Origin of the sequence: Rathayibacter sp. AY1C6, from assembly GCF_002931535.1 — a bacterium.
GTDB lineage: Bacteria > Actinomycetota > Actinomycetes > Actinomycetales > Microbacteriaceae > Rathayibacter.
Map to the genome: position 1 here is coordinate 59,618 of NZ_PSWC01000013.1, position 22,550 is coordinate 82,167.

Genomic DNA, 22,550 nt, shown 5'->3' on the forward strand with positions numbered 1-22,550 from the left:
CTTGGTGTCGACTATGAGGGATGCGTGCCGATTCCCCGCCGGAGCCCGATTCGTGTTCGAGGTATCACATGTCACCGCTCGGGCAGCACGACCGTCACCCTCACTCCGGCGGGTCGACAGTTCTCGATGGTGACCGATCCGTCCGCGGTGTCAACGAGAGCTGCGACGAGGGCGAGCCCGAGCCCGCTGCCGCCGTCGCGGCTGGTGCGCGCCTCGTCGGGTCGAGAGAAGCGCTCGAACGCGTGCGGCACGAACTCCTCCGGGATGCCGTGCCCAGTGTCCCGGACGCTCAGCTCGAGGGTGGAATCGTGCTGCTCGAGGAGGAGGGTGATGCGTCCGGCAGGAGGTGTTGCGGCGATCGCATTCGCGCCGAGATTGTCGAGGATCCGCGAGAACGCGCTCACCGAGAGCGGGTAGGGCGCGTCGGCGCGCTCGATCGCGGTATCGAGCTCGATGTCGGGGCCGGTGCCGCCGGTGATCGTCCTCAGCCGGTCGACGGAGTCCATCAGCTCGGTCTCCAGCTCGCTCGCCGTCGCGCGCGCGGTGACGGGCGGGGCGGCGTCCAGCTGGGAGAGCTCCAGGAGGTTCGTCGCCAGGCGGGACAGGCGGGCGAGGGACCCCTCGGCGGCGCGGATCTCTTCTTCGAGGGCGTCCGCGTCGCCGAAGTGCCGGTGCGCGAGTTCGAGCTGGGTGATGACGACTGCCAGCGGCGTGCGGATCTCGTGGCTTGCCGCGGACACCATCTGCCGCTCCCGATCGGCGGTGTCCCGCGTCCGAGCGATGAACGCGTTCAACGTCTCCGCCAGATCCGACAGCTCATCAGTCGCCGGGCCTACGGGAAGCTCGCCGCCGTGCCGGTCGCCGAGCGACGCGGCGGTGCGGCGCATCCGCTCGACCGGACGCAGGGCGGCGCCGGTGAGCAGCCATGCGGCGAGGGCGGACAGGATCACGAGGGCCGCGGCGCTGACGAGCAGCGTCCGGTCCAGGGCCGCGACGGTCAGGTCGCTGCCGGCGCCGCTGCGAGCCGCCCACAGCTCCCACGTGCCCGCACTCGTGTCCAGGGTCCGGGAGACGATCGTGAACCGGACGTCCTCGTCGGTCATCACCGTCGAGGTGCCGTCGCTGCCGGTGCTGCGCTCCAGAACCTCGTGGACGTCGTGCGGCATCGTATCGACGGGGACCGCTCCGCCGGGAGCGCGCGCGAAGATCAGGATCCCCTCGGCCGGAGGGTCGGGGGTCTCGGTCGGGTCCGATCCCAGATCGGCGAGATACGGGGCGAGGTCGCCCTCGGCGACGGTCACCTCGGACGCGACGACGATGCTGCGGACCTGCCCGTGCAGCACGAGGGTGATCACGCCGACCCCGATCAGCGCGACGAGGAGGCTGCCGAGGGTGATCCGGGAGCGGATCGACAGGGAGCGCAGCAGCCTCACTCGGCGCGCTCCAGCCGGTATCCGGCGCCGCGGACGGTCGTGATCCGGAGGCCTGTGTCGGCGAGGGCGAGCTTCTTGCGGAGGTAGCTGACGTACTGATCCACGAGGGTCGGCTCGAACGTCTCCGTAGACCCCCACACTTCGGCGAGGATCTCCGTCCGGGTCAGTACCTCATCGAGATGCACGGCGAAGAAGCGCAGCAGCGTGAGCTCCTTGACACTCAGCGCGAAGGGACGCTCTCGGACCGTCGCGCGCACGGACAGGGCATCCAGGCGCAGCGCTCCGATCTGGACCACTGGCTGCGGGCCGCTGGCTCGGCGCCGGATCTGTGCGCGGATCCGGGCGCTCAGCTCGCCGAAGTGGAACGGCTTGGTGACGTAGTCGTCGGCGCCCGAGTCCAGCCCGAAGATCCGGTCCTCGACGGCGTCCCGCGCCGTGATCAGCACGACCGGGACGGTGCTGCCCGACTCCCGCATCCGTCGGCAGACCTCGAACCCGGTCATCCCTGGCAGCATCACGTCGACGACGGCGACATCGACGTCTCCCGCGGTGAAGGCGATCAGCGCGTCGACGCCGTTGTCGACGAGCTGCACGTCGTAGCCGTCCTCCCGCAGTCCCCGCTCGACGAGGGCACCCATCTGCGGGTCGTCCTCGACGACGAGGATCCGGGACATCAGACTGCGCCGGACGTGCCGAGCAGCAGGCCGATCAGGAACGTCGCCGCGAGGGCCAGAGCGCCGCCGACGACGATGCGGATCATCGGGCGCAGAGCCGGGCTGCCGCCGACCCGTGCGCTGATGTATCCGGTCGCGGCGAGGGCGATCAGCACCACGGCGAAGGTCACCGGAACCCTCCAGTCCGGCGGAGGGAGCAGGATCGCCAGCAGCGGCAGCACGGCTCCCAGGAGGAACGCCAGCGCCGAGGCGCCGGCGGCGGCGAGCGGGCTGGCGACCGCTTCCTCGTTCAATCCGAGCTCCGCTTCCAGATGTGCGGTCAGAGCGTCGTTCTCGGTCAGCTCGCGGGCGACCTGATGCGCTGTCTCCGGGGTCAGGCCACGCGCTCGATAGAGCCAGGCGAGTTCTTCGAGCTCCCCGTCGGGATCCTCGGCCAGCTCGACCCGCTCCTTCGCGATCAGTGCGCGCTGGCTGTCGCTCTGGCTGCTCACCGACACGTACTCGCCGAGCGCCATCGAGATCGCACCGCCGACGACCCCTGCGACGCCCGCCGTCAGGATCGGTGCCGTGGCGGTCGTCGCTCCGGCGACACCCACGACGAGAGCGGCGACCGAGACGATGCCGTCGTTCGCGCCGAGCACGCCCGCTCGCAACCAGTTCAGCCGCCCTGAAATCGCGCTGTCGTGCGGTTCCGCGCGGGGCGAGGAGGGCTGAGGCGTGAATGGGGTCGACATGAGGGCCATGCAAGCACCCACCCCTCGGTAGCGCTAGCCAGGCGAGCCTGCCCGATCCCGTCAGTGCTGCACCGGCTGGGAAGAGACGAAGGGGAGAGGCAGAGCCCAGCGCCGGCCGGGAGTTAACCCATGCAGTCAGGGTGACACGGACCCCCGTCATTCGCACTCGGACAGAGTCATCGATGGTGCAGAGCCCCAGTCGAAGCGGCGATCTGCACACCTCGGTGGGCGAGGAGATGCGGACGGTGCCGGCGGGCTGACCGCTGTCAGCCGGTCTGCTGCGGGTCGTCAGGAAGCCCGACGGCTCCTAGGCTGACCCGATGAGTTCCCCGGCACCGACCCGCCCATTCGTGGGTGTAGCGCGCATCGCCGTCGGTGCAGCCGCCGTCGCGGTGATCCTCCACACCTATGCGCTGAGCATTGCGGTCGGCGACCCGAATCCGTTCGACTACTTCGGCTACTTCACGAACCAGACCAGCCTGCTCGCGAGCGCGGTGCTGATCGTCGCCGGATCGGTCGCGCTCGCCCGCCGTCCGACGCCCGTGTGGCTGAGCTACGTCCGCGGCGCGGCGACGGCCTACTCGATCGTCGTCGCCGTGATCTACAACACCCTCGTTCCCGGTACCGGGACGGCCCCGCCCTGGGTCAGCGCCGTCCTGCACGTGGTGCTCCCCGCGCTCGTCCTCCTCGACTTCATCGTCGTCAACGACCGCGGGCCGCTCTCCTGGCGCCGGCTGTGGGTCGTCCTGCCCTACCCGATCGTCTGGGTCGTCGTCGTGCTCGTCCGCGGGGCGACCGACGGGTGGGTGCCGTACGGCTTCCTGCTCCCCGAGAACGGCGTGCCGTCGCTCGTCCTGCACGTCGCCGGGCTGACCTGCGCGGTGATCCTCGCGGGCGCGCTCGTCTGGGCGCTGAGCCGACGCCGCAGATCGGCTGGTTGACGTCCGGTCCTCCGTCGCCGTGGACCATGAGGCGTGCTGATTCCCGACGTCGGGCGCGTCACCTCTCGTGCGTCGCGGCTCGGCCGCGGCGGGCTCTGATCACGCGCGACACGAGATCGATGACCAGCAACCCCGACATCAGTTCAGTCTCGCGAACCCGAGCGCCTTGTGCGCGTCCCTTATGGGGATCGTCGAGCGATCACCTAAACGCCGATTCGTGGACCGACGCACGCCGCATCGCGACGGCGGGACGATAGAACCCCTGGGAGCCGCCGTCTCTCACCATTCGTCGCCCAGCTTGCGGAGCCGGTTGTCCTCCGGCAGGGTCTGGCGCGAGAAGTCGTGCAGAACGTCGGACGACGCCGTTTCCTGTCCGTCGCGTTCAGCTCGTCGGATGGCCGCGAGGACGACGCATGTCACAGCCACGATCAACGCCGCAGCAGTCGTCAACGTCATCCATGTCGGCTGAACGGTCGAACCGTCCGAGCACAGCGGGTTCCAGAGGAACCCCTCTCCGGTCAGGCTGCCTCCGCCGCGGGTCCGGCACGTCTCGCTCGGGTCCCACATGTAGATGGAGGCAACCGCTCCCATGACGGCTGCGAGACCGCCGAAGACCAAGGCGAGAACGACGGGCGTCGCTGCACTCGGTCGCGGGGGCTCTCCAACGGTCATCGGGACATCATGCACTGCACTTCACGGGATCGATCAAGAACCGGAACAACAGAGGCGGCTGCGAGCGCCCCGCAGGGAGGTCATCGCGCAGCGACACTTCACCGACACGCAGAATCTCGTCCGAAGGGAAGCGGAACGGGTTGAGGGAGAGCAGGTCATCCGCCGTCATCCCCGCTCCTCCCTTTCTCGTGAGGTTGGGGCGACCGGATGGAGTGGCCGCAGTTCCCTCAGGGGCCACAGCGCATTGCTCGTGGCCGGGCTCGTGGATGAGCCCAGAGAGCGCGGACGCCCTTTCGTCGTCGCGGGAGCGACGATCGCGGCTGCAGCCGTTCTCTGCGCTCCCGTGTACGACGCCGGTCTAGCCGTCCTCCGGACCGAGGGGGACGTGCCGACAGCTGCTCTCGGTGCGCCCGCCCGACGCGATGATCCCGAACAGCTGTCGAGCCAGCTCGGAACGACGCCGCAAGCGCGCATCAGCTACGGGCAGCGGTATGTCTTCGCGAAGTCGGTTGCCGTGAACTGCCTTCCCTCGGTCATGGAGTTCAGTGACGGGCAGATGTCGTTGTTGTGCGCCGCCGCTACGAAGGGGGTCGCTGCTTGTGGGACGCAGCCGTAGTCCTGGTCGGGCTGGTCGAGGATGCGCAGCTGACCCGTCTCCCCGGCGGCGAGGTGAAGATCGGACCAGGAGCAGGACCAGGTGAGTGAGGCTCCGGTGTCGTTGGTGATGCTGACGTAGTGGGAAGGGCCATGCACTCCGAACAGCAGATCACCTACCCACAGAACCCGCGGCCGCCACGACGGCTAGAGCGCCCAGCGCGATCGACAGTCTCACCGACCGTCGTTGGCGGGGTGGCGTCTGCCGGTCCGGCGAGAGCCCGCTCGGATCCCAACTGTCCAGACCTTCAACCACGGCGTCTCCCCTCAATGGGCGAGAAACGGCCTCGACCGCTGCCCAGCTCGAGTCCGCCCACGGGAGAAGAGTAGGCGTGATGCGGCTCTCACCACGAGGAGCAACCGGCTCGCGACCGAGAGCGTCCGCAAGGCGATCGGTCACAGACGCATTGCGAGACCGGCGATGTTCGTTCGTGAAGTTTGAGACGAAACCGTGCTCTGAGGGCATTCACTACTGAGGGGGTGATGTCGGATGGTCGGTGCTGCTGAGGTGACGCTGGTAAATCGTCTTCGCGGCGGTGACCCTTCGGCGCTGGATGCTCTCTTCCGGATGCACGGCCGCGCGGTCTACCGGGCCGCGGGAAGCTTCCTCGCGGACGCCGGTCATGCCGAGGACGTCGTGCAGGAGAGCTTCTTCCTGCTCTGGCAGCGCCGCTCGGGCGTGCGCATCGTGGGGGAGTCGGTGCTGCCCTGGCTGCTGGTCACGGTACGCAACCTCAGCTTCTCGACCAATCGCCGCGAGCAGCGCCGACGCCACCTGCCCCTCTCCGACGACACCGCCTCTCGCGGCGTCGACGCGGAGGCGAGCGAGCGGCTGCTGGACGTGCGACGTCTGGTCGAGCAGATGAGCGCGACGGACCGCGCGATCTGGACGGCGTGCATCGAAGACGACCTCAGCTACAGCGATGCCGCGGGCTCCCTCGGCCTGTCCCGCGGGACGGTCCGCAACCGCCTCTCGCGGGCACGGGCATCGGTGACGAGAGCCCTGACGGAACGGACAGAGGACCATGGACAGTCGTGACCTGAGCGATGAGCAGCTCGAGCGCATCAGCGCACGCCTCGCGCACCGCATCCGCCGCCGCCGACGTCTTCGCCAGGCCGCGGCGGTGACGCTCGCCGGCATCGCCGGCGCCGTCCTCAGCGCGGCAGTCCTCACGGCGGTGACGACCGAGCGCGGCACTCCGGTCGCAGCGCCCGTCACCTGCTGGGAAGCGGACGGGCAGGGCGTTGCCCTGTCGGGCGAGATCCAGACACCCGCAGAACACTCCACTGCGTCGCTCGCCGCGGCGTGCGCTGCGCTCGCGGGTACCAACGGAGACGGAACGGACGCCGCCTTGTTCTCCCTCGCAGGAACCCAGGTGTGCCAGGAGGGCGGCCGAATCGACATCTTCACGGACCTGACCACCACAGTCGACTGCACCAACCCGCCCACGACCCGGACCGGAGTCGACCAGTGACCTTCAGACGCACGAGAACCCTCGCCCTCAGTACCCTCTGCCTCTCCGCGGCGCTCCTCGCCAGTGGATGCGCGACGAGCGCCAGCAGCCCCGGGTCGCCGTCGACGGCGCAGGTGCCGGGTGAACTGCTCAGCGCCGAAGACGCGACCAAGCCCGTCTACGAGACCACCGCTGTCATCGGCGATCAAGGATCAGGCGGATGGCTGCTCGATCACCCCGTCAGTCTTCGCATCATCGGCATCGACGGCCGGTCGAAGCTCAGCGTCGACGGTCCCTGCAACACGCTCACCTACGACCTCCAGTCCGCCGGCCTGCAGACCTCCGTATGGGTCGTCACCGGAGGCCCCGCGACGACGTACGTCGGCTGCCTCGACGCCGCCGGCGAACGAGAGCAGTGGCTCATGGACGTGCTGGGCGCCGAGGACGTCAGCCTCACCCAGACCTCCACGACGATGCGCATCCGCTCCGGCCCCGTCACCATCGACGCCAACGCCAGCATGACCCCCATCTCCACCGAGACGCCTGCCCAACCAACGGAGACGACGGAGGCCCTGACACCCACCGTCCCGACACAGGGCCCGCCGGGCACCCCCATCGCCGCCGCCGCCTCTGAGGGGCCGATCATCGACGTCCAGCAGCTGACGAACCCGGCGCTCGACCTGGCCAACGGCACCGGAAGACTCCTCTCGACGCTCAGTGCGGAGGAGAAGAAGCAGTACCCGATCTACGCGGTCGGAACCACGTACGAGGAGCTCGCCGCGTATGACCCCGCTCTCGCGGACCACTACTGGGTCGCACAGGACGAGCCGGTCTGGGCGCTGACCGTGCACGCGCCCGCGGAGAGAACAGACGTGCCCTATGGCTTCGACCTCCATCGGGTGGACGTCTTCACCGCCGTCTACGACGGGATCAGCGGAGAGCTCCTGACGTCACAGGGCGATGTCGACCTCGCGTCTCTCGGTGCGCCCGGCGAGCTGATCACCGCCGGATAGATCCTTAGTTACCGTCCGTATGGGAATCCCCAAACGGGACGCCAGAGGCGATGCGGATGAGGCGAAGCGCGCGATTGCTTGGTGGCGCGCTCGCTACGCTCACGTGATGGTCGGCCTCCCGCAGTGGCGCCGGCGAGCTGACGCTCGCCGTTCGCGCCGCGCCCGGTTCCGGGTTCTGCTCGCTGAGGTTTGTGGTGAGTGCTCGCACCCCTGGGTGGAGCACCTCGCGGACGCCGGCCTGGTCGGCAGCCCCGTGTGCTCGGAGTGCGTCTACGAGCTCGAGCATGGGTTCAATAGCGGACCGATTTGTCACCGACCGGTTCCGATCGATGTGTTGAGTCGCGCTGATGCCGCTGCGGCGGCGGCAGGGCAGGGCGGCAGTGATCAATTGGTCGGAGGAGGCCGGATTCGGGTCGCAAAAGAAGACCGTGACGCCTCATGTCAGCGTCCGGCGAGAGTGGTCAGCAGGTCCTGGATGCTCGTCTTCTCGACAACCGGGTCGGGGCTGCCGGCGCGGACGGAGGAGAGAACGGGGTCGATCTGCTGGTCGACGTAGGTCCACGTCTGGCAGTTCGCGGCGCTCAGTGCGGGCTCCGCGTCGTCCCAGGCGGTCTCAAGGTCGGTGGCGCGGGCTTTCGCGCCGGCCTGATCGCCGCTGGTGACGAGGGCGAGGGTGTCGGCGGTGATCGTCTGGAAGTTCTGCACGTCGGCGGAGGGGAAGTCGGTCTGAACGGATGCCTTCGCGTCAGCTGCGGACAGCGTTCCCGACGCATCGCAGGCCGGGGCTGCGCCTTCCGGTGCCGGACTGGTGTGCGGCTGGCTGTTGGTGAAGGCGAGCAGCCCGACGACGGCGACGGCGAGGACCGCGAAGGCGACGAGTGAACGGCGTTCGCGGGCGACTGGCGTGGTGTAGTGCTCGGATGCGCCCTTGTCGACATCGGCCTTGCTGAGGGAGAGGTAGACGACGGTGGCGAGGATCGCGAGCAGGAAGATGATGCTGGTGACGAAGGTGCCGAGCCCGAGGCCCTGCTCGTCGGGGGACAGGCCGAGCCAGTCACCGATATTGGCGCCGAGGGGGCGGGTGAGGATGTAGGCGATCCAGAACGCGAGGACCGGGTTCGCGCCGTAGCGCCAGAGGCCGGTGACGATCGCGAGCAGCGTGAGGGGCAGGAGGATCGAGACGCCAGGGCCCCAGCCGGTGAGCTCGAGAGTCCAGTCGCCGAGGGCGGTGCCGAGCGCGAAGGTGACGAGGACGGTGAGCCAGTAGAACGCCTCGCGCGGGGCGGTGTCGATGCTGTGGATGGAGAGGGTGCGCTCCTTCGAGTACCAGACGCTGAACACGATCGCGAGCAGCACGGAGAAGACGAGGGAGCTGGCCCAGAGGGGGACGCCGAGCTGGTCGGTGAGGATGTCGGTGAGCAGGGTGCCGGTGACGCTCATGACGACGACGGTCAGCCAGTACGCGGCGGGCAGGTAGCGGCGCAGCCGCATCTGGATCGCGAGCACGACTGCGGTGACGATGATGAAGATCACGGCGGTCGCGATGAGGCCGACGCCGAGGACCATGTTGATCCAGTCGGCGAAGCTCTCGCCGACGGTGGTGCAGAGGATCTTGATGATCCAGAACCAGATGGTGACCTCGGGGACCTTGCTGAGCAGCCGCCGGCCGCGGGACGGTGCTGCCGTCGTTGAGATGTCCATGCCCGCAGAGTCTCAGTCGGGAAGTGGGCGGCGGCTCGGGATGCGCCGTGCTGCGTTGTGTTTGCTCACAACGACCCGAAGTACCCGAACGCGATCAGGTCGGTACCGAGCTGAGGGGGTCGAGGCTCTGTGCTTTCACAACGGATGCAGGGGAATCCGCCGCCGCCACAGACGGCTCGTTCATAGCGTGGACTTCTGCGGCGTGCTTCGCGTCGAGAGACGAGGACGACACTGATGCCGAACCGGGAACCCCTACCGGACGGTGCGATCGCGTATCGGGCGGCGCGACGATGGCCGCTGATCTCGGCGGGCCTCGCGGTGCTGCTCACCATCCTCCTGGCCGCGCTGATCTTCTACCGCGAGCACGACAAGCCGTTCGGGTTCGACACCGCCTGGATGAACGAGATCATCGAGCACCGGTCCACGTTCTGGCTGGTCCCGTCGCTGGTGATGAACAGCCTCGGCGGCGGGATCCTCGGGACGATCGTGATTCCTCTGGTCGTCTTCGCGGCGCTGCTGCTCTGGCGCGGTCGCTGGGCTGCGACGTACTTCGCGATCGCCGCGCCGCTCAGCGGGCTGCTGGTGCAGATCCTCAAGAACGCGGTCGGGCGTCCACGGCCGCTGGAGATCCTCGTGAACGCCGACTTCGGCTCCTTCCCCTCCGGACACAGCGCGAACGCGGCCACGACCGCGGTGGTCCTCGCGATCGTCTTCCCCCTGTGGTGGGTCCGGATCGCCGGTGCCCTCTACACGGTGGCGATGATGCTCAGCCGCACCTACCTCGGTGCGCACTGGATCTCCGACACCGTCGGTGGGCTGCTCCTGGGCGCCGGGGTGGCGTTGATCGTCTGGGCGCCGCTCGCGGTCAGGCTGCACACCGAACGTGCTGCATCACCGTCGTTCCGTTGGCGGCGCTTCTCCGGGCACCGTCCGACCAGATGACGGCGGAAGGCAGCGGGCAGCGCTGCCGGTGAGCGGGTCGCTGTGCGCTTGTTCAACGGACCCGGCGAAGCCCCCAGCCCCGGGTGCCGCAGACTGCCCGACCATGGCGGCATGACGCATCTCACCGATCAGCGCCGCCCTCCGCTCCCTCGGATCCGCTCCCGCCTCCTCGCCGGCCGCTACGCCGCCTCGACGGTGCCCGAGGCGACGGCGCTGTTCTGGGTCCTCAAGGTGCTGACGACGGGGATGGGCGAGACGGCGTCGGACTTCCTCGCGACCGCGTTCGACCCGGTGATCGTGGTCGGCGCGACAGGGCTCGCGTTCCTCGCGGCCCTCGCGCTGCAGTTCGCGGCCCGCCGGTACATCCCGTGGGTGTACTGGACGGCGGTGCTGATGGTGAGCGTCTTCGGCACGATGGCCGCCGACGTGCTGCACGTGGTCGCCGGAGTCCCGTACCTCGTCTCGACTCTCGGGTTCGCGGTGGCGCTCGCCGCGGTCTTCGCCCTGTGGTGGCGGGCGGAGCGGACGCTGTCGATCCACTCGATTACGACGCCGCGCCGCGCCGCGTTCTACTGGCTCGCCGTCTCCGGGACCTTCGCGCTCGGCACGGCCGCGGGCGATCTGACCGCGTCGACGCTCGGGTTCGGCTACCTGCCGTCCGCGGTCCTGTTCGCGGCGGTCATCGCGGTGCCGGCGCTCGCGCACCGGTTCACGGGGCGGAACGCGGTCCTCGCGTTCTGGGCCGCCTACGTCGTCACGCGACCGCTCGGCGCCTCGGTCTGCGACTGGCTCGCGGATCCGGTCGACCGGAAGGGCCTGGGCCTGGGCACCGGCCCGGTCACGCTCGCGGCCCTCGCGGTGTTCATGCTGCTGGTAGCGGTGATCGCGCTCCGCCGACCGCGCCCGACCCGTTGAGCGCGGCGCTCAGGCGTCGCGGCCAGCGCGGTTCCTCTGCCGCCAGTAGGTGAGGGCGATGCCGGCGAGGCTGATCACGACGATGCCGACGAGGACGATGTCGATGTACTTCCCGACGAAGTCCGCGACGCCGGGGATCTGCCCGAGGAAGAAGCCGAGGAGGATCACGCCGGTGGACCAGACGGCGGCGCCGAGGGCGTTGAAGCCGACGAAGTGGGCGTAGTGCATCTTCCCGACTCCGGCGGCGACGGGGGCGAAGGTGCGGACGACCGGGACGAAGCGGGCGATGGTGACCGCCCAGCCGCCGAACCGGTCGAAGAACGACTGGGTGCGGGCGACGCTCGAGCGGCTGAAGAGCCCGCTGTCCTTGCGCTCGAAGATCCGCGGCCCGCTCGCGCGGCCGATGACGAACCCGAGCTGGTCGCCGAGGAACGCGGCGGCGGCGACCATCAGGATCACCAGCGGCACCGGCAGGGAGATCACGCCGGTCGCGACGAAGACACCGGTGAAGAAGAGGAGGGTGTCACCGGGGAGGAAGAACCCGATCAGCAGGCCCGTCTCGACGAACGCGATCAGGCAGACCAGGGCGATCGCCCAGGGGCCGGCGCCGTCGAGGAGGGATTGGGGGTCGATCATCGGTTCTCCTTGCGAGAGGTCGGGTCGGGCTGCGTCGCGGGGATGCGGACGTCGACACCGAGGCCGTGGGGGGCGAGGTTGCGGAGTCGGAGCTCGCCGCCGGCGGCCCGGCTGAGCCCGGCGACGATGGCGAGGCCGAGGCCGGCGCCGCCCTCCCGGGAGCGGGCGGCGTCCGGGCGGGTGAAGCGGTCGGTCGCGACGGCGAGGAACGCGTCGGGGACGCCCGGGCCGTCGTCGTCGACGGAGAGGACGATCTCGTCGGCGCGCTCGACGAGGGTCGCGCTGACGCTGCCGCCGTCGGGCGTCGCAGTGACGGCGTTCGCGAGCAGGTTGTCCAGGATCCGGCCGAAATCGGTCGGGGAGATCGGGTACCGGGCGGCGACGATCGAGGCGGGGGCGACGAAGTCGATCGCGAGGTCCCGCTCGCGGGCGAGCATCCGGGCGCGGTCGACGCTGTCGGCTACCTCCTCCCGCAGGGCCGCCGAGGAGGCGTCGCCGGTAGCGATGCCCGCGTCGATCCTCGACAGGATCAGCAGCCCGTCCGTCAGGGACTGCAGGCGGTCGATCGAGCGGCGCGCGTCGACGACATCGGCGTAGAGAGCCGCCGGATCGTCACGGACCCGCTCAGCGAGCTCGAGCCGGGTGCGCAGCGCGGCGAGCGGGGTGCGCAGCTCGTGGCTCGCGTCGGCGACGAGCCGCCGCTCCCGGTCCGCCGACTCCCGCAGGTCCGCGATCAGCGCGTTCAGGGTCGAGGCGAGGTCGGAGAGCTCGTCGCGGGCGGGCCCGACCGGGAGCAGCTCGGTGGAGCGTCCCTGGCGCAGCCGGTCGGCGATCGCGCGCATCCTGCCGACGGGGCGCAGCGCGAGGCCGACCAGGACCCAGGACGTCACAGCGAACGCGACGAACAGGATCGCGAGGGCGATCAGGAGCGTCGTGCTGACGCCGCCGACGACGGCCTCGGCGGTGTCGCGGCTCTCCTCGATCAGCGCCTGCGACGCTCCCGAGCGGACCAGCTCGATCGTGGAGGCATCGAGGATGTGATCGAGCTGCTCGCGCACGACGACCGCGACGATCCCGAAGAACAGCATCGCGACCAGCAGGCTCGACACCGTGATCCGCACCCGGATCGACAGGGACCGCCAGCTCACGGCTTCCCCCCGAGCCGGTAGCCCGCACCCCGACGGGTGAGGATCTCGACCGACGCGCCGCCCGCGGCCAGCTTGCGGCGGAGGTAGCTGACGTACTGCTCCGCGATGTTGTGGTCCACGAAGTCCGCCGACCCCCACACCTCGAGCAGGATCTCCTCCCGCGGCACGAAGTCCCCGGCACGCGCCGCGAGCGCGCGGAGGACTCCGAACTCTTTTGGACTCAGCGGCAGGACGGCGCCGTCGATCGTCGCGGAGTGGGCGTACGGGTCTATGCGCAGGTTCCCGATCATGACCGGCGCGCGATTCGTGAGGTGCTCTCTGCGAATCATGGCTCGTAGGCGAGCGGAGAGCTCCTCGAAGTGGAACGGCTTGGCGAGGTAGTCGTCGGCGCCTGCGTCGAGGCCGAACACGCGGTCCTGCAGGGCGTCGCGGGCGGTGAGCATGATCACCGGGAGCGTGGCGCCGGTCGCGCGCAGGTGCCGGCAGATTTCGAAGCCGCTCATTCCGGGGAGCATCACGTCGAGAACCGCGGCGGCGTAGTCCGCGTCGCGCGCCGCGTTCAGCGCGTCGACCCCGTTCGAGAACAGGGCGACGTCGTAGCCGTCGCCGGTAAGACCCCGCTTGATGAGCTCGCCCATCTCGACGTCGTCTTCGACGACCATCACCGCGTCACGCATCCCGGCCTCCTACGGTCATGCTCGCACCCGTGGCGCGGCGGAACCGGCCTGCTCCGCGGAGATATGCGGCTTCTCAGCGGTACACGCTGCATACAGAGACAGCGCACGTGCACCCCGATCGAGCAGCACGTTCCTGGTGCGCAGACGATCTCGGATGCGGGCACTGACATGGACGCCTACCTCCGGTCGACGCGGTGCTGCGCGCTGCGCGCATTTTGCCTGGAAGCCTTCGGCAGCGTACGGGCCTCCGGCGTCCGCGCAAGCCGCTGCGCGGCCGGCTCCTCCGAGGTTGTCGACACGCGGTCGCTGCGCTCCCTCACATCGCGCCGACAACCTCTCCTCCACCGCCCTCCGGGTTGCGCTCCCACCTTCGACCCTGCTCGGCACTACGTGCCTTCCAGGCAAAAAACGCTGGGAGAGAAGGAAGAACGACCGAGCCAGACCACCCCCGCTGGCTTGACAAACCTGATTGAGAATCTTCACCTCTCCGCGGTTTCAACCTATTTCGCTCCACCGGCTCCGTGCCACCGATCCCGAACGCGGTCGCTGCGCTCCCTCACATCGCTCGCTATCGGCGTCACTGCGCCGCCTCCACTCAAACGGTTTTCCCCGCCGGAGAGGCAAAGAAAAACGATCAGCCAGAGGGAGCACCCACACCATGCAGACCACCACCGACTTGCAGACCACCACGAAGACCTACCTCACGCTCGGAGGCACCCGCGCGGTCGACGTCCGCGTCGTGGGCACCGACCCCACGACGACGCCCTCGGTACACGTCACCCGCCGCAAGTCCGGGGTCTGGGAGGCGTGGCACTCCGACCAGCTGCACGGCATCACCAGCGGCTCGTTCCGCCACTGCGTCGCCCACGCCCGCCGCGCAGCGATCCGCCGCGTCGCCCCGTTCCTGAGCCGCTGAGAGGACCACACCATGACCCGCATCGACACCGGCCGCGCGAGCGCCGACCAGCTCGCCCTCATCCTCGCGACCAGCCGCGACGAGGACCCGGAGAACGCCGCCGCGACCGACGTGGAGATTCTCACGCACACCCGCAACACGCTCGGACTGCCGGGGGAGTGTGGACCCGGCGGGATGCCTGTCTAACGACCGGCGCTTACGGCGCCCGAGCGGCGGCCGGAGCGGTCACCGAGCGGAGCTGGGACCGGGCCGCGCGTTTTTGTGCGGCCGATGCCGCGCAGTCTCATGGTGGCCGAACGCGACGTGGCGATCCGAGCCATAATCCCGGGTGTATTCGAGCAGCTACGCGGCAGCGCTGTCGCGATCAATGAGCCGGTCGTCCTCTTCCACGACCTCACTCAGCAGCCGAAATACGGACTGTCCACTCTCCGCGGAGCACCCTGGCAACCGCCGGCTGGGAGCCGTCTCAGTCGCACCAGACTGGTCGAACCGCTTCGGCTCATCGATCGCCCCTATCGCGAGCGAGGTTTGCATCCCGCCAACGTGTTCATCGTCATCGACGTGCGCTCGCAGCGCGCCTGGTTCGGCCAGTCGTTGAGGGCGGTGCGAGCGCACACGTCGGGACCATTCCTCGACCCGGGAACGGGCGTCGAGATTCCGCCGACACCCCTCGACAGTCCGCCGGTGCGCCTCTCTCTTCGAGCGCAGGTCTTTGCGCCCGCCGACATTCCGTACCTGGCGCGCAGCGTGGGTGCGCCGAGGGACAATCCCGAAGAGTCGTTCCTGCTCCAGGAGGAGCTGTTGCAGCTCGCCGTGGACAGTCTCGACGGGAACGAGCACCTTGACCCGTACCCGGTGCACATCAACGGCCTCTGGATCTTCGCTAGACCAGTGATCATGCACCGACCAGACGGGACCGAGAGGCACATTCGCGCTGTCTGGTCCCGACAGGGCGAAGTCGTCTGGCGGATGCGCACGTTCGTCGCAGGCCGTGGCCGTGACCCGAAGGAGGTCGGAGAGCGGCTAGCCGGCCGACTGCCGTTCGTGCCGGTGTGGGACGAGACTCGGCCTGAGCAGAAGATGCTCGCGGCCGTGTGGGCGCTCATGGCGCAGGGCGACGTCACCGAGTCGGACCGGCGGGCCGGCGCCCAGGGAGGCTCGGATGGTGGAGCGCCGGGTGACCTGGTGGTCGTTCGCGTGAAAGCGGGAACCGACCATGCACAGGTCTACCGTCACGACGACCCGAGCAATCTCGAGGACCGGGATCCGTGGAGCGTGCGCGGCCACTGGCGAGACCAGCCCTACCCTTCGCTCGGTCGAGACGAGAACGGGAAGACGCTCACGAGAATGATCTGGATCGCGTCATACGTGAAGGGCAACCCCGCGGGTGACCTGCCTCTCGACAAGGTCATCACCGTTCGCCCGTAGTACGGACGAAGCGCGCTTACGCGGAGTTGTCGGCTCCCCTCGCGCGCGGAGGGACGCGAAGGCTCAGCGTTGAGGTGCTGACCCGCGCAGCGACGTCTACTTGACCACCAACTCGACCAGACCTGCCACCACAACCGGAGCTCCGAGGATGGTCGCGATCAACGAGCAAAGCGCCGCATGATCCTCGAACCTCTCCACCAGGTCAGGCTGGTCCTTCACATCCGAGGCGCGAGCGATTGTCGTCCACACCTCCTTTGTGAACAGACAGATAGCCGAGGCCGCCGCGCAGATGATGAACACCCACTTGCGTCCGTCGAGGTCGTTCCACACCTTCGCCAGGTCCGCACCGAATTCGATCGTCAGGGAGGCGAGCAGGGTGGCAACACTGAGTGCTGCGATGACAGTGACGGTCGCCAGCCGGGTCTTCTTTCTCAGGAGGCGTCGAGTCACACCACGCGGAAGCGTGTCGACGTGGTCTGTTGCCTTCCATGTTCCGCCAGGTTTGGAGGCGCCGTCTTCTCCGGTTGTGGTGGTCCAGGTGCCGCTATTTGGTGCTGATGTCATGAAGGAGAAAGTACCGAAGAAGCTGAATTAACCGCTGCGCTCTGCGCGCCCGACAGGGGGTCGCCTTCCGGACATCTCTAATCGTGTTGCTCTCGGGCGCCGCACGGCTAGCGCCTGAGGTCGAAACCATTTTCAAATCCGGTGATCAGCCAGGAGCCTTCGGACCTGGCGAGGGCGTACGCCCAATCCGTATCGGAGTAAACCGGGGCACCATCGACAGCGCGGTAGGTGTAGCTCGAGGTGCCCTTGATCGAGAGCGCCGGCACGCCGGCGTCGGTCGTGAACGCCCACACCTGATCCGTCGAGATCTCACCCGCCGCGACGCGAGGGCCGCCGTCGCGCACGAGGTCAGGGGTCGCGTTGTTGAAGTTGTTGGAGATGATGATGGAGCGGTCGGCGCCGTCCGACTGCTCACTTCGAATGCCGTCCACGTAGTCGGGGTGGACGTACTTCGGAGCCTCGTCCTGCTTCCACTGCTCCCAGCCGGTTTGACGGTCAAGCGCCGTGGAATCGTTTAGCTGCTCTGCGACGAAGGTCACGACGAACTGCTGCGCCGAGAGGACGTCCGCCTCGGACCAGCCGCTCTGAGCGACGCTGGAGTCCAGCGAGGCTTGGTCGACCACCATCGATTCGTCAGTCGGGTCGATCGTTGTCAGAGCGTACGACCCGTACTTGTCGGTGATCACGGCCGGCTTGCCGCTCGCGTCGAGCTTGAGAACGACGTCGCCCTCGGGTGACTCCACCAACGCCGAACGTTCCGCGGCGGCTGTCGGCTCGGCTGGCTGAGAGGCTGCGGACGAACCGCTGTTGAAGGCTTCGCCGACCGAGGTTGGGGCGCAGCCGGCCATGCTTACCGCGGCAACGGTTCCGGCCGCGATCGCGATCCAATGAGGTCTAGTCCGGCTCTTCATGGACGCAGGCTAGCGCGCGGGCAGCGGCGGGCTTCGCCTCCTCAGGGAGTCACTCTGCCTTTTTCCCGCGCTTCTTGGTTGCTGGTAGGGGCTCGGCTCCCACCGATAGCGCCCGCAGTGCGAGAGCGCGCTTGCTCGGGGCGCCGGAGCTGCACAGGGCGACCAGCGGAATCACGACTTGATCCCGCGTACCGATAGGGGATCGTTCACCGGTACACGCGCACGCAGTAGAACCGGCCGCGGGATCCCGCGGCGAGCAGTGTCCCGACAACCCCGCCCGATGAAGAGTCCCGCTGAGGCACCCCACCTGGGACGGTACTCGTGGCGACCCGACGAAGGCGAGCTGCTCAGAGGCGCCGCTGCCTGTGTGCTCCGCCCGTCCGTGACGGCGACGTGTTCCGGCGGAACGACGCCCTCGGCGACCTGCGGAAAGACGCCCTCGGCGACCTCCGGGTCGGGCCGCGGCCGTCGCTCGCCGAGACCGAGACGGCGCTCGGCATCGAAAGCGATCTCGGCGACCCTCCCTCCGCCCGGCCGCCCGGCCGTTCGAGCAGCGGAGGAGCGCCCTCCGTCCCGTGGTGAACGTTCACGTTCAGGTTCCGCACCGCACTTGTCCCGTCCCCTCCTGCCCGCCTAGCGTGGTCCGTGAACGTTCACGCCGATGACGCCGCGAAAGGGTCCCCATGACCGACTCCACTCCGACCACTCCCGCACCCGGCTGGGCGGTGCTCGGCCCCGGCAGCATCGCGCGCCGGTTCCTCTCCCAGCTCCCGGCGAGCGACCGCGGCGCCCGGCTCGTCGCGGCGGGCAGCTCCGACCCGGGGCGAGCCGCGGCCTTCGCCGCCGAGGCCGTCGAGCACGGCTTCGCGGACGCGACCGCCGGCGATTACGCCGCGGTCCTCGCCGATCCGCGGGTCACCGCGGTCTACATCTCCACCGTGCACACGGGTCACGCCGCGCTCGTGCTGCAGGCGCTCGAGGCCGGCAAGGCCGTGCTCTGCGAGAAGCCGCTCGCCGTCAACCACGGCACGGCGATGGCCCTGGTCGACGCCGCCCGCAGCGCGGGTCTGCCGCTGGTCGAGGCGTCCATGTACCGCTTCCACCCGCAGACCGCCGCGCTGCTCGAGCTCGTCCGCGACGGCGCGATCGGCGACGTCGTGCACATCGACGCCTCCTTCTCCTTCCGCACCCCGTCCCGCGAGGGCCGCCTGTACGAGGTCGCGACGGCCGGAGGAGGCGTCCTCGACGTCGGCGGGTACACCGTCACCGCCGCGGCGGCCGTGGTGCAGGCCGCGACCGGTGCCGCCGTCGCGGAGCCCGTCGAGTTCGACGCGAGGGGCAGCCTCGGCCCGACCGGCGTCGACGAGTGGAGCGTCGCCCGCGCGACCTACCGCGGCGGCATCACCGCGACCCTCCGCACCGGCGTGGCACTCGACGACGTGAACGCCCTGACGATCCACGGCACGCGCGGCCGTCTGCACGTGGCCGACCCGTGGTTCGGTGCGTCCGACACGGGCATCGAGATCAGCGTTGTCGGGGAGGAGCCGCGCATCCTCACGTTCGAGGGGGAGAGCCCCTACGCGCTCGAGGCGGATGCGACGACCGACGCCCTGGCGGCCGGTTCGGTCGAGGCGCCGCAGATGACGCTCGAGGAGACGCTCGCGACGGCCCGCACGCTCGACCGCTGGCGCGCCGCGATCGGCCTGCGCTTCCCGTTCGAGGCTGAGACCGCGGACATCCCGACGATGTCCGGGCGGCCGCTGAGCGTCGCGTCGGACAGCCCGATGCTCTTCGGCGAGATCCCCGGCGTCGGCAAGCGGATGTCGCGGCTCGTGATGGGCGTCGACAACCAGCCGGATCTGGCGCACGCCTCGGCGATCTTCGACGCGTTCGTCGAGCAGGGCGGCACCGCCTTCGACACCGGCTACATCTACGGCGACGGCGAGATGGAGGGCCGCCTCGGCCGGTGGATCCGCAACCGCGGCATCCGCGAGGACGTCGTCGTGATCACCAAGGGCGCGCACACCCCCTACTGCGACCCGGAGTCGCTCTCCCAGCAGCTGCTCGAGAGCCTCGAGCGGCAGGGCACCGACTACGCCGACATCTACCTGATGCACCGCGACAACCTCGAGGTGCCGGTGGGGGAGTTCGTCGACGTGATGGACGAGCACCAGCGCGCCGGGCGGATCCGCGCCTACGGCGTCTCGAACTGGACGCCGGAGCGCTTCGACGAGGCGCAGGAGTATGCCCGCACTCACGGGCGGGCCGGGTTCCAGGCGCTGAGCGACCACTTCGGCCTGGCCGAGGCGTACGACGTGCCGTGGGAGGGCTGCGTCCACGTCACCGACCGGGCGTCGAAGGAGTGGCTGGTCGAGCGGCAGATCCCACTGCTGCCGTGGTCCTCGCAGGCCCGCGGCTTCTTCACCGGCCGCGCCCGCCCGGACGACACCAGCGACGCCGAGCTGGTGCGCTGCTACTACGGGCCGGACAACTTCGAGCGCCTGCGCCGGGCCGAGCAGCTGGCGGCCGAGCACGGCGTCGGGGCGACGGCGATCGCGCTGGCCTACGTGCTCGCGCAGCCGTTCCCCACCTTCCCGCTCTTCGGGCCGCGCACGATCACCGAGCTGCGCTCGTCCCTGCGCGGCCTGTCGATCGAGCTGACCCCGGAGCAGACGGCATGGCTCGACCTCCGCGCCTGAGCGGTGCCGAGGCCGGCGGCCGCGCGACGATCCACGACGTCGCGGCCGCCGCCGGGGTCTCCCGCCAGACCGTCACCCGCGCGATGAACGGCATGCCGGGCATCAGCGAGGAGACGAAGCGGCGGGTCCTCGACGCCGCGGAGCAGCTGTCCTACCGACCGTCGCGGTTCGGCCGCGGCCTGGTCACCGGCGGCGAGCACCAGCTCGGGCTCGTCGTCGACGACCTGCGGAATCCGTGGTCGCCGGAGCTCGCCTCGGCCGTCGTCCGGGTCGCGGCGGCGCGGGGCTGGAACATGTCGCTCGCGGACGTGGGCCTCGCCGCCGACTCCGACCGGATGATCCAGGCGCTGGGCGCGCAGACCGACGCGGTGATCGGCACCTTCGGCGATCGTGCTGCGGAGTGGATCGAGCGGCTCGGCTCCGTGCCGGTCATCGAGCTCGACCCGACCGGCGACCCGCTGCGCGCCGCGGTGCTGCTCGACCACTCCGAGGCCGTCGAGGCGCTGGCCGAGCATCTGGCGGGAGCCCGCGTGCGGCATCCGGTGGTCGTCGACGTCTCGCGGGACGTGCGGCCGAGCCGGCGAGCGGAGCTTCTGATCAGGGCCTTCGCCGCGCGCGGACTCGAGGCCTCCGTCGTCCGCGCCGAGGGCCCCACCGCCCAGGCGGCCGCGGACGCGACCGAGCGGATCATCGCCCGCCCACGGGTCGCCGACGCGATCGTCGCGTTCAACGACCTCTGCGCGCTCGGCGTGCTCTCCGCCTGCCGTCGGGCGGGCGTCGACGTGCCCGGCGACGTCCGGGTGGTCGGGATCGACGGCCTCTCGATCGGCCGGCTGCTCGCACCGACGCTGACCACCCTCGCCGTCGACCTCGACGAGCTCGCGCGGCACGCCCTCGACCTCGCGGTCGCCATGATCGCCGGCGAGCTCCCCCGGGGCGGTCCGGAGGTTCACCGCACCGTCCGCCACCAGTTGGTGCTCCGCGAGTCCGCTTGATGTTCCAGACGGGCAGCGCGATCGGCTGGAGGTTCCGCTGACGCGAGAAGCGCTCACCAGGCGAGCTGATGGTCGTCCTCGAAGACCGCGCCCGTCGGGCCGTCGGCCGGCAGGGTGGCCAGGCGAACGGCGACCGCCGCGCCTTCGTCCGGCGTCCTCGTGCCGCGGAAGTTGTTGAAGTCAGTGGCGACGTGCCCCGGGGCCGCGCCGTTGATCTTCAGCGTCGTGGCGGCGAACTCGCGGGCGTAGTGCACGGTCAGCGCGTTGAGGGCGGTCTTCGAGCTGGAGTAGGCCATGGAGGGCTGCCCCACCCAGGCGCCCTCCTCGCCGAGTGAGCCGCGCTTGCTCGTGACGTTCACCACCCGTGCGTCCTCCGCCCGGGTCAGGAGCGGCAGGAAGGCCGTCATCATCCGCACGACGGCGAAGACGTTGACCTCGTACACGCTCCTGATGTCGTCGACCGTCTCCTCGGTCGGCGTCGGCAGATGATCCATCGGGTGGAAGGTGAGCGTGTTGACGCCGGCATTGTTCACCAGTACGTCGAGTTGCCCGAACTCCTCCGCGACGCGCGCCGCGAGGGCGTCGACATGGTCTTGCCGGGTGACGTCGAGAAGGACGGGGCGGGCGTCCCCGTCGAGGCTCTCCGCGGCGTCCCGGCCGGCGTCGACGCTCCTCGCGCCGAGCAGGACGGTGAACCCCTGCTGTGCGAGGCCGCGGGTGATGGCCAGGCCGATGCCCTTGTTGCCGCCGGTGACGAGGGCGAGCTTCGTCGCAGGATCTCCAAGTGTTGTCATGTCAACACTCTGCGCTCGGGACGTTGTCGTGTCAACACCGGGACCGTAGTCTGAGCAGATGACCGCAGCGCTGAGCGAACAGGAGCAGCTTCTCTGGCACACGTGGAAGATCGCATCGGACCAGGTCCGGCAGCGCGTCGCCGAGGAGATCAAGACCGGCACGGGTCTCTCCGACCCGGACTTCGGCATCCTGACGCGCCTGGTCGAGCTCGGCGGCGGGGAGCTCCGCCAGAGCGACCTCGCCACCTCGATGCAGTGGCACCGCAGCCGGCTCTCACACCAACTGACCCGCATGGAGCAGCGCGGTCTGCTGGGTCGTCGGAGCGTGGACGCCGGCGTCCACGTGTGCATCACCGATGAGGGGCGGGATGCCGTCCGCGTCGCCCGTCCGATCCACGCCGCCGCGGTTCGCAGGCACCTCGTCGATCGCACCGACGGCATCGATCGCGCGACCTTGATACAGGTGCTCGAGCGGCTTGCGCGGGACGTCTCGCCGTCCTGATGAGGGATCGTCGACCCGGGTGGTCGCCGACTCTCTGAGGTGTCGGACGAGCGGCCGGCCGAAGTGACGGGGCGGGGTCGTCCGGCTGAATCGCGTCCTGAGGGAAGTCGAGGGGGCGGCCCCGGGAGGGTGATCATCGCCGTCAGG

At 69.6% G+C, this 22,550-nt stretch carries 25 protein-coding genes; 12 read left to right on the forward strand and 13 right to left on the reverse strand.

The window, feature by feature from the left end:
* Positions 1-71 precede the first annotated feature (71 nt).
* The 3 genes from C5D36_RS09720 to C5D36_RS09730 are packed head-to-tail and all read right to left on the reverse strand — an operon-like array spanning position 72 to position 2,850.
* A complete protein-coding gene (locus C5D36_RS09720; protein ID WP_104257597.1) occupies positions 72-1,433 on the reverse strand; it encodes a cell wall metabolism sensor histidine kinase WalK in 1,362 nt (453 codons plus the stop codon).
* Positions 1,430-2,107: a response regulator transcription factor gene (locus C5D36_RS09725; RefSeq protein ID WP_104226516.1), complete on the reverse strand. Its 678-nt coding sequence runs from the start codon at positions 2,105-2,107 to the stop codon at positions 1,430-1,432. The genes C5D36_RS09720 and C5D36_RS09725 overlap by 4 nt, the downstream gene beginning before the upstream one ends.
* The gene (locus C5D36_RS09730; protein WP_104226515.1) at positions 2,107-2,850 is read right to left on the reverse strand and encodes a VIT1/CCC1 transporter family protein; all 744 of its coding nucleotides are present in this window, start codon (positions 2,848-2,850) and stop codon (positions 2,107-2,109) included. The genes C5D36_RS09725 and C5D36_RS09730 overlap by 1 nt, the downstream gene beginning before the upstream one ends.
* Before the next feature lie 311 nt (positions 2,851-3,161).
* On the opposite strand from C5D36_RS09730, the gene C5D36_RS09735 reads away from it, so the two are divergent.
* Entirely contained in the window at positions 3,162-3,782 is a 621-nt protein-coding gene (locus C5D36_RS09735) for a Pr6Pr family membrane protein (RefSeq protein ID WP_146078432.1), read from the forward strand.
* Positions 3,783-4,061: 279 nt separating this feature from the next.
* Here the strand turns inward: C5D36_RS09735 and C5D36_RS09740 are convergent, their stop codons facing one another.
* From C5D36_RS09740 to C5D36_RS16600, 3 genes are all read right to left on the reverse strand, one after another.
* Positions 4,062-4,454 carry a hypothetical protein gene (locus C5D36_RS09740; RefSeq protein WP_104250836.1) on the reverse strand — a complete coding sequence of 131 codons (393 nt, stop codon included), beginning with the start codon at positions 4,452-4,454 and terminating at the stop codon, positions 4,062-4,064.
* A 7-nt stretch (positions 4,455-4,461) separates the two neighbouring features.
* Positions 4,462-4,623 carry a hypothetical protein gene (locus C5D36_RS16825; RefSeq protein ID WP_181068051.1) on the reverse strand — a complete coding sequence of 54 codons (162 nt, stop codon included), beginning with the start codon at positions 4,621-4,623 and terminating at the stop codon, positions 4,462-4,464.
* A 308-nt stretch (positions 4,624-4,931) separates the two neighbouring features.
* Positions 4,932-5,207: a hypothetical protein gene (locus C5D36_RS16600; protein ID WP_146076568.1), complete on the reverse strand. Its 276-nt coding sequence runs from the start codon at positions 5,205-5,207 to the stop codon at positions 4,932-4,934.
* A 391-nt stretch (positions 5,208-5,598) separates the two neighbouring features.
* Between C5D36_RS16600 and C5D36_RS09750 the strand changes: the two genes are divergently transcribed.
* The 3 genes from C5D36_RS09750 to C5D36_RS09760 all read left to right on the forward strand — a co-directional run bounded on the left by C5D36_RS09750 (position 5,599) and on the right by C5D36_RS09760 (position 7,575).
* Positions 5,599-6,147: an RNA polymerase sigma factor gene (locus tag C5D36_RS09750; protein ID WP_104291801.1), complete on the forward strand. Its 549-nt coding sequence runs from the start codon at positions 5,599-5,601 to the stop codon at positions 6,145-6,147.
* Entirely contained in the window at positions 6,134-6,583 is a 450-nt protein-coding gene (locus tag C5D36_RS09755) for a hypothetical protein (protein ID WP_104291800.1), read from the forward strand. The genes C5D36_RS09750 and C5D36_RS09755 overlap by 14 nt, the downstream gene beginning before the upstream one ends.
* A gap of 113 nt (positions 6,584-6,696) precedes the next feature.
* Positions 6,697-7,575 carry a hypothetical protein gene (locus C5D36_RS09760; protein WP_146083726.1) on the forward strand — a complete coding sequence of 293 codons (879 nt, stop codon included), beginning with the start codon at positions 6,697-6,699 and terminating at the stop codon, positions 7,573-7,575.
* Between the two features lie 441 nt (positions 7,576-8,016).
* Here C5D36_RS09760 and C5D36_RS09765 read toward each other — a convergent pair whose 3' ends face one another.
* Complete coding sequence (locus tag C5D36_RS09765; protein ID WP_104257592.1) at positions 8,017-9,276, reverse strand: hypothetical protein; 1,260 nt, start codon at positions 9,274-9,276, stop codon at positions 8,017-8,019.
* 234 nt (positions 9,277-9,510) lie between these two features.
* Between C5D36_RS09765 and C5D36_RS09770 the strand changes: the two genes are divergently transcribed.
* Entirely contained in the window at positions 9,511-10,218 is a 708-nt protein-coding gene (locus tag C5D36_RS09770) for a phosphatase PAP2 family protein (protein WP_104250831.1), read from the forward strand.
* 111 nt (positions 10,219-10,329) lie between these two features.
* A complete protein-coding gene (locus tag C5D36_RS09775; RefSeq protein WP_104250830.1) occupies positions 10,330-11,133 on the forward strand; it encodes a hypothetical protein in 804 nt (267 codons plus the stop codon).
* Positions 11,134-11,142: 9 nt separating this feature from the next.
* Here the strand turns inward: C5D36_RS09775 and C5D36_RS09780 are convergent, their stop codons facing one another.
* From C5D36_RS09780 to C5D36_RS09790, 3 genes are read right to left on the reverse strand one after another with little or no spacing between them, the layout of a single operon-like run.
* Complete coding sequence (locus C5D36_RS09780; protein ID WP_104257591.1) at positions 11,143-11,769, reverse strand: DedA family protein; 627 nt, start codon at positions 11,767-11,769, stop codon at positions 11,143-11,145.
* Positions 11,766-12,917, reverse strand: coding sequence for a HAMP domain-containing sensor histidine kinase (locus C5D36_RS09785; protein ID WP_104291798.1), 1,152 nt, complete (start codon positions 12,915-12,917; stop codon positions 11,766-11,768). The genes C5D36_RS09780 and C5D36_RS09785 overlap by 4 nt, the downstream gene beginning before the upstream one ends.
* Entirely contained in the window at positions 12,914-13,594 is a 681-nt protein-coding gene (locus tag C5D36_RS09790; protein WP_104257589.1) for a response regulator transcription factor, read from the reverse strand. The genes C5D36_RS09785 and C5D36_RS09790 overlap by 4 nt, the downstream gene beginning before the upstream one ends.
* A gap of 658 nt (positions 13,595-14,252) precedes the next feature.
* On the opposite strand from C5D36_RS09790, the gene C5D36_RS09795 reads away from it, so the two are divergent.
* The 3 genes from C5D36_RS09795 (at position 14,253) to C5D36_RS09805 (ending at position 15,938) form a co-directional block, all read left to right on the forward strand.
* Positions 14,253-14,510, forward strand: coding sequence for a hypothetical protein (locus C5D36_RS09795; protein WP_104250827.1), 258 nt, complete (start codon positions 14,253-14,255; stop codon positions 14,508-14,510).
* 12 nt (positions 14,511-14,522) lie between these two features.
* On the forward strand, positions 14,523-14,696 hold the full coding sequence (locus tag C5D36_RS16830; RefSeq protein ID WP_181072847.1) for a hypothetical protein: 174 nt from the start codon (positions 14,523-14,525) through the stop codon (positions 14,694-14,696).
* An 84-nt stretch (positions 14,697-14,780) separates the two neighbouring features.
* On the forward strand, positions 14,781-15,938 hold the full coding sequence (locus tag C5D36_RS09805) for a hypothetical protein (protein WP_146083727.1): 1,158 nt from the start codon (positions 14,781-14,783) through the stop codon (positions 15,936-15,938).
* A gap of 96 nt (positions 15,939-16,034) precedes the next feature.
* Here C5D36_RS09805 and C5D36_RS09810 read toward each other — a convergent pair whose 3' ends face one another.
* Complete coding sequence (locus C5D36_RS09810; RefSeq protein ID WP_146079474.1) at positions 16,035-16,502, reverse strand: hypothetical protein; 468 nt, start codon at positions 16,500-16,502, stop codon at positions 16,035-16,037.
* 107 nt (positions 16,503-16,609) lie between these two features.
* Positions 16,610-17,413, reverse strand: coding sequence for a hypothetical protein (locus tag C5D36_RS09815; protein ID WP_146079473.1), 804 nt, complete (start codon positions 17,411-17,413; stop codon positions 16,610-16,612).
* Positions 17,414-18,096: 683 nt separating this feature from the next.
* Between C5D36_RS09815 and C5D36_RS09825 the strand changes: the two genes are divergently transcribed.
* Positions 18,097-20,112, forward strand: a complete 2,016-nt coding sequence (locus tag C5D36_RS09825; RefSeq protein WP_104250821.1) for an aldo/keto reductase — start codon at positions 18,097-18,099, stop codon at positions 20,110-20,112.
* Positions 20,091-21,107: a LacI family DNA-binding transcriptional regulator gene (locus tag C5D36_RS09830; RefSeq protein ID WP_104295723.1), complete on the forward strand. Its 1,017-nt coding sequence runs from the start codon at positions 20,091-20,093 to the stop codon at positions 21,105-21,107. The genes C5D36_RS09825 and C5D36_RS09830 overlap by 22 nt, the downstream gene beginning before the upstream one ends.
* A gap of 53 nt (positions 21,108-21,160) precedes the next feature.
* Here the strand turns inward: C5D36_RS09830 and C5D36_RS09835 are convergent, their stop codons facing one another.
* Entirely contained in the window at positions 21,161-21,901 is a 741-nt protein-coding gene (locus C5D36_RS09835) for an SDR family NAD(P)-dependent oxidoreductase (RefSeq protein WP_104295724.1), read from the reverse strand.
* A 58-nt stretch (positions 21,902-21,959) separates the two neighbouring features.
* Here C5D36_RS09835 and C5D36_RS09840 point away from each other — a divergent pair, with 58 nt between their 5' ends.
* Positions 21,960-22,403 carry a MarR family winged helix-turn-helix transcriptional regulator gene (locus C5D36_RS09840; protein ID WP_146079472.1) on the forward strand — a complete coding sequence of 148 codons (444 nt, stop codon included), beginning with the start codon at positions 21,960-21,962 and terminating at the stop codon, positions 22,401-22,403.
* Positions 22,404-22,550 lie beyond the last annotated feature (147 nt).

Excerpts from the sequence above, each read along its gene's own strand:
- C5D36_RS16825 (WP_181068051.1), bottom strand. The coding sequence starts at position 4,623 with ATGACGGCGGATGACCTGCTCTCCCTCAACCCGTTCCGCTTCCCTTCG.
- C5D36_RS09730 (WP_104226515.1), bottom strand. The coding sequence starts at position 2,850 with ATGGCCCTCATGTCGACCCCATTCACGCCTCAGCCCTCCTCGCCCCGC.
- C5D36_RS09825 (WP_104250821.1), top strand. The coding sequence starts at position 18,097 with ATGACCGACTCCACTCCGACCACTCCCGCACCCGGCTGGGCGGTGCTC.
- C5D36_RS09815 (WP_146079473.1), bottom strand. The coding sequence starts at position 17,413 with ATGAAGAGCCGGACTAGACCTCATTGGATCGCGATCGCGGCCGGAACC.
- C5D36_RS16830 (WP_181072847.1), top strand. The coding sequence starts at position 14,523 with ATGACCCGCATCGACACCGGCCGCGCGAGCGCCGACCAGCTCGCCCTC.
- C5D36_RS09805 (WP_146083727.1), top strand. The coding sequence starts at position 14,781 with ATGCCGCGCAGTCTCATGGTGGCCGAACGCGACGTGGCGATCCGAGCC.
- C5D36_RS09830 (WP_104295723.1), top strand. The coding sequence starts at position 20,091 with ATGGCTCGACCTCCGCGCCTGAGCGGTGCCGAGGCCGGCGGCCGCGCG.
- C5D36_RS09725 (WP_104226516.1), bottom strand. The coding sequence starts at position 2,107 with ATGTCCCGGATCCTCGTCGTCGAGGACGACCCGCAGATGGGTGCCCTC.
- C5D36_RS09770 (WP_104250831.1), top strand. The coding sequence starts at position 9,511 with ATGCCGAACCGGGAACCCCTACCGGACGGTGCGATCGCGTATCGGGCG.
- C5D36_RS09840 (WP_146079472.1), top strand. The coding sequence starts at position 21,960 with ATGACCGCAGCGCTGAGCGAACAGGAGCAGCTTCTCTGGCACACGTGG.
- C5D36_RS09795 (WP_104250827.1), top strand. The coding sequence starts at position 14,253 with ATGCAGACCACCACCGACTTGCAGACCACCACGAAGACCTACCTCACG.
- C5D36_RS09835 (WP_104295724.1), bottom strand. The coding sequence starts at position 21,901 with ATGACAACACTTGGAGATCCTGCGACGAAGCTCGCCCTCGTCACCGGC.
- C5D36_RS09740 (WP_104250836.1), bottom strand. The coding sequence starts at position 4,454 with ATGACCGTTGGAGAGCCCCCGCGACCGAGTGCAGCGACGCCCGTCGTT.
- C5D36_RS09810 (WP_146079474.1), bottom strand. The coding sequence starts at position 16,502 with ATGACATCAGCACCAAATAGCGGCACCTGGACCACCACAACCGGAGAA.
- C5D36_RS09735 (WP_146078432.1), top strand. The coding sequence starts at position 3,162 with ATGAGTTCCCCGGCACCGACCCGCCCATTCGTGGGTGTAGCGCGCATC.
- C5D36_RS09755 (WP_104291800.1), top strand. The coding sequence starts at position 6,134 with ATGGACAGTCGTGACCTGAGCGATGAGCAGCTCGAGCGCATCAGCGCA.
- C5D36_RS09750 (WP_104291801.1), top strand. The coding sequence starts at position 5,599 with ATGGTCGGTGCTGCTGAGGTGACGCTGGTAAATCGTCTTCGCGGCGGT.
- C5D36_RS09790 (WP_104257589.1), bottom strand. The coding sequence starts at position 13,594 with ATGCGTGACGCGGTGATGGTCGTCGAAGACGACGTCGAGATGGGCGAG.
- C5D36_RS09765 (WP_104257592.1), bottom strand. The coding sequence starts at position 9,276 with ATGGACATCTCAACGACGGCAGCACCGTCCCGCGGCCGGCGGCTGCTC.
- C5D36_RS09780 (WP_104257591.1), bottom strand. The coding sequence starts at position 11,769 with ATGATCGACCCCCAATCCCTCCTCGACGGCGCCGGCCCCTGGGCGATC.
- C5D36_RS09775 (WP_104250830.1), top strand. The coding sequence starts at position 10,330 with ATGACGCATCTCACCGATCAGCGCCGCCCTCCGCTCCCTCGGATCCGC.